The 5188-nt window shown below is 36.8% G+C and carries 4 protein-coding genes; all 4 read right to left on the bottom strand.

The genetic code is table 11. The features are described 5' to 3' along the window. Positions 1 to 26: 26 nt before the first annotated feature. The 4 genes from B5J93_RS12835 to thrS all read right to left on the bottom strand — a co-directional run bounded on the left by B5J93_RS12835 (position 27) and on the right by thrS (position 4692). Positions 27 to 1340: an ATP-binding cassette domain-containing protein gene (locus tag B5J93_RS12835; protein WP_079326724.1), complete on the bottom strand. Its 1314-nt coding sequence runs from the start codon at positions 1338 to 1340 to the stop codon at positions 27 to 29. A gap of 98 nt (positions 1341 to 1438) precedes the next feature. Continuing rightward, complete coding sequence (locus B5J93_RS12830) at positions 1439 to 2296, bottom strand: aKG-HExxH-type peptide beta-hydroxylase (protein WP_079326723.1); 858 nt, start codon at positions 2294 to 2296, stop codon at positions 1439 to 1441. Positions 2297 to 2368: 72 nt separating this feature from the next. Continuing rightward, positions 2369 to 2533 carry a hypothetical protein gene (locus B5J93_RS13630; protein ID WP_158080750.1) on the bottom strand — a complete coding sequence of 55 codons (165 nt, stop codon included), beginning with the start codon at positions 2531 to 2533 and terminating at the stop codon, positions 2369 to 2371. Between the two features lie 224 nt (positions 2534 to 2757). Next, positions 2758 to 4692: a threonine--tRNA ligase gene (thrS, locus tag B5J93_RS12825; protein WP_079326725.1), complete on the bottom strand. Its 1935-nt coding sequence runs from the start codon at positions 4690 to 4692 to the stop codon at positions 2758 to 2760. Positions 4693 to 5188: the final 496 nt, after the last annotated feature.

Below are 5188 nucleotides of genomic sequence, written 5' to 3'. Positions count from 1 at the left end.
AGGGATACAGTTGCTACAAAATTATATTAATGCCTAACTTCAACAACCAACTTTTCCATTGCCAATTCATTTATCAATTCATCAAGATAATTTTTGTTGATATTGTCTAAATTTGCGTCCCACTCATCAAGAATAATAACATCAACATCACTTTTATTGTTCCGAATCTCTATTAAGTGTGCAAACAATTTTTGACCTGTCGATTTTTTATTGTTTTGATGAAAAAGTAAATCATGATTGACAGGAAGATAAAAAGCCCTATTTGATAATAATGTTTTTAAATATAATAAAAAACTACTTTTACCAACACCATTACAACCCCTAATCGTCATTCTACCATTTTTTGGCAAATTATTTAAATCAAAATCGCTCAATGGTGTATTATTAATAAAAATATCTTTAAAGTTAATTCTGCTTAATATATCAATATTGGGCATATTTAAAGAATTTTGCAAACCAATAAATCTGGCTTTAATGCTAGAAAAATTGGTTTGATGAAAAACGAGTGCCTGACCCATTTGCAATAGCTGTATTTGTCTTGGTAATGTTGCAACCAATAATGATAAAAATACATAATCATTTTGATGTTTTATGAATAAATAAACAATCAAGCTTAATACAGGAATCATAAACAGAATCATACCAAAACTTGAAATCAATTGATTTAATGATTGGCTATAAATATGATATTTTTTTGAACGGTTGAAATTATTTTTATAAATATGATTAAAAATACCCATATTGTATTTGTTAAAAATAATAACATTGTCCCAAATTTTATTTAAAATAGCAATAAAAGATATTCTGGACTTTTGAGATATTTTGGATATTTTGGATATTTTATTTTGATGGTAAAAAATAAAAAATTCTACCAATAAAAACCCAACGATATAAGCCACCAATAAGTTATAATCAAGAAAAAACCCCAAAATTAAGATGTTAATCAATAAATTTAAAATTAGTGCCACGCCATCAAATGCAAAGTCCAACATATCATCTATTACTGATTTGCTTTCTTGGCTAACAAAGACAGTACTCTGTTCTTTTAATTCTTTATTATTAAGTAAAGCAGTTTTGCCAAAAAAAGTCATAATAAATTTTTGAACATAATTATTTAGTAGGTCAAATTTTGATTTTTCTAAATAAATGATTGCAAAATAAGCAGGGATGTAAACAATGATTAATGATAAAACAAAACCACCTAAATTTATTAAAAAACTATCTTTTTGGGCAATGTCTATGGCAAGATTTGCAATAAAATATGTGGACAAACCAACAATTAACTGCTGTCCTATCAAAAACGCAAATGAGATACATAATGATGAAGTGATAATTTTCATAACAAAAACACAAAGCCACATAATAAAGCATTCATTTACATATGTGGCTGATTAATTAAAAAATAAATAACCCAATAGTATAGCAATAATTATACAAATTATTTCTCAATCAATTCATTTATCATTTCTTGGGACTTATCTAAAATCCAACGCCCTCTATCTGTTACCAATTCTTTGTAGTTTGGCATACCTGTAATAGACTTGTAGGCATCTAACGCTTGTTTTATCATGGTATTGGAATCTGGGTGCACCATAGGATTTTTTGGTTCTCCCAAGCAATTTTTGCGAAATTGTAAAACCTCAGAGGCAACCACAATACTGTGAAGTACTTTATCTAATGGTCTTTTTGTGTGCAAAATAGCAGATTGAGCAAAATTCTCTGGTTTTAATAACTCATGATAATCATAAAAATGTAAAAATCTCAGTTCATCTATAAATAGTGCGTTATGCGTTAATTCATGAACTAATAGCTCCATTAAATCAGTCATTGACCAAAAATCACGGTTATTTATCCAAATTACACCAATCGCATTTGAGGTTGAGCCACCACCAGAATCTTTTGCGTATCTTAAAAAAATAGAATCAACAACCAACTGCAACATAAAGTAAAGTTCGGCATTAATATTTGATAATTCATCCAATGCACTTTGTAATTTTTTAACTCTCACCTCTCTATCATTATCATTTAGACCTTCACCAATCACACATGATTGATTTTTATCATTCAAAAAAGAATCGGTGGCAAAAAGGTTGGTAAGAGAGGATTCCCAATCTTTATCATCAACAATATTAACACCCAATCTATCACTTCTTACCACTTTGGGTTGATATTGATTTAAAAACTTATGAAAATTCACCTCCAACTCTTTAAAGTCTTTTGGTAAATTAGAGCTATCCTTGCTAGATAACACAGTCAATGTTTGTATCATTTCTTGAACGCCAACCAAATAAAACATAACATACTCCTTGAAATATTTATTTAAAATAAATAAAAGCATACATCAAACAGATGTATGCTTTTATTTGAATTACGACTGTGTTTTTGTGCGTTTATTGTCATATGCAATCATTCGCATTGGGGCAGACAACGCACCATTTTCATCATTTTGCATAATAGCACAGTTTTTCTGTGCATTTTGAAAATCTTGGTTTTGCAAACCAGAAAGAATTTGGGAAAGATTGATAGTGTTCATGGGTTTATTCCTTAAATAGCTGAACAACAAAAATACCATACAATCATGTTATGTAAACTCAGTGATTGTATGAGTGTACAACCTTGTTCTTACAAGGTTGAAATAATATAACATTTCTATAAAGTGAAGTCAAGAAAAAAAATCACAAAAAATCCACCCAAAAAACTTTGAATGGATTTTTTATTATCAGTCGTTGGGCGAATATAAATTCGCCCCTACCATTTTTATTCGCTATCTACTTTTGGCTCAACCCGCCCTTTCTTCTCAATCGCCCCATTTAACACTTTGACAAAGTCGGATAGCGTCATACTGCCCAAGTTTTCGCCTTCACGGGTGCGGACATTGACCGTGCCACTTTCCACTTCTTTATCGCCAAGTACAAGCATAAAGGGAATGCGTTCAAGGGTGCGTTCACGGATTTTAAAGCCGATTTTTTCGTTACGCAAATCGCTAATCGCTCTAAATCCTTGATTCTGCAATGCTTTTACGGTGCTTTCTACTGCGTCCGCTTGTTTGTCGGTAATGTTCATCACCACAACTTGTTGGGGAGCAAGCCATGCAGGGAACCAACCTGCATAATGCTCAATCAAAATGCCAATAAAGCGTTCAAACGAACCCAAAATCGCACGGTGGAGCATCACAGGGCGTACCCGCTCGCCTGTTTCGCTGATGTATTCCGCCCCAAGTCGCTCGGGTAGGTTAAAGTCCAGTTGTAGCGTGCCACATTGCCACACACGCCCCAAGCAGTCTTTTAGGCTAAATTCAATTTTCGGGCCATAAAACGCCCCTTCGCCCTCTTGTAGCTCCCACGCCAGTCCTGCGGTGTCCAAAGCGTCCGCTAGGGCTTTTTCGGCATCGTCCCACAATTCGTCTGCACCCACGCGTTTTTCGGGGCGGGTGGAGAGTTTCATTTGCACTTCATCAAAGCCAAAATCTTTATAAACTTGTAAGGTGAGCTTAATAAAGGCTTGGGCTTCGTCTCGGATTTGTTCGTGCGAGCAGAAAATATGAGCATCGTCCTGCACAAAACCACGCACCCGCATAATGCCGTGCAATGAGCCTGACGGTTCGTTACGGTGGCACGAGCCAAATTCGGCAAGGCGTAGGGGCAAATCACGATACGACTTTAAGCCTTGATTAAACACTTGTACATGGCAAGGGCAGTTCATCGGCTTGACGGCATAGTCTCTTTTTTCTGACGATGTGGTGAACATCATATCGCCATAATTTTCCCAATGTCCTGACTTTTCCCATAGGCTTCTGTCCACGACTTGCGGGGTTTTGATTTCAAGGTAGCCGTTGTCTTTTTGGACTTTACGCATATATTGTTCAAGCACTTGCCACACCGTCCAGCCGTTCGGGTGCCAAAACACCATACCGGGGGCTTCTTCTTGCAAATGGAACAAATTCAAGGCTTTGCCAATTTTGCGGTGGTCGCGTTTTTCGGCTTCTTCAATGCGTTTGATGTAGGCTTGTAGCTCTTTTTTGTCCGCCCACGCTGTGCCATAGATTCGTTGTAATTGCTCGTTTTTGGCGTCTCCACGCCAGTACGCACCGCTCATTTTGGTGAGTTTAAACGCCTTTAAAAACCGAGTGTTTGGCACATGCGGGCCCCGACACATATCAATGTATTCTTGATGATAATACAGTCCCATTGCCGTTTCGTCAGGCATATCATCAATCAAACGAAGTTTGTATTCTTCACCCCGTGCCTTAAAGACTTCAATGACTTCATTTCGTGGCGTCATTTTTTTGATGACATCGTAGTCTTGATTGATAAGTTCAATCATACGAGCTTCAATCGTTGCCATATCGTCTTGGGTAAAGGGTTTGTTGCTGTAAATGTCGTAATAAAAACCGTCTTCAATCACAGGCCCGATGACCATTTTGACTTCGGGGAACAGTTGTTTGACGGCGTGTCCCAAAAGGTGGGCACACGAGTGGCGGATAATCTCCACACCTTCAAAGTCTTTGGGCGTGATGATTTGCACGCTGGCGTCTTCGGTGATTGGGTCGCAAGCGTCCACAAGTTTGCCGTTTACTTTGCCTGCTACGGTTGCACGGGCGAGACCTGCTCCGATACTTTGGGCGATGTCCATCACGGTGGTTGCACCGTCAAAATGCTTAACATCGCCGTTGGGAAGTGTGATTGCGACCATAAGGGTACTCCTGTGTGTGGCGTTGGCAGTGATATTTGCTACAATCAAATATTTGACCGCTACCAGTGGATTTAAAAAATAAAGTAAAAGCACATACGAAGTGCTTTGGGTAAAGGGGTTTATTATAGCAGGTTTTTGGGGCTAAAAAAAGGTGGGAAATGGGGCGGGAGTTGGGTTAGAATACTTGGCGGTATCTGCCAAAATACTGGTTTTTAGGATTTATCATGATAAAATAAATGGTGTCGTTCAATAAAGATATATTTTAAAATTTGAACATGTAGGAGTAAATCACATTCGCCCTGCGATAATAGTCTATTTCTTCTTATAATTGGAAAATACAAATGCAATCAAATAAAATCATCTCATTAAAAGATTATCTTCGCCCTTGGAAGCTGTTTAGCCTATCTTGTGGCATTGGGATTTTGCTTGTGAGTTCGGTAATAGAACAAGCGATTGATTGGGATTTTAATATCAGTTTTATACCAACCGAACTTAA

This window comes from Moraxella equi (assembly GCF_002027555.1).
In the GTDB taxonomy this organism is placed as follows: domain Bacteria; phylum Pseudomonadota; class Gammaproteobacteria; order Pseudomonadales; family Moraxellaceae; genus Moraxella; species Moraxella equi.
The sequence above is the reverse complement of the archived record's forward strand: the minus strand, read 5'-3'. Positions and strand labels throughout refer to the sequence as shown.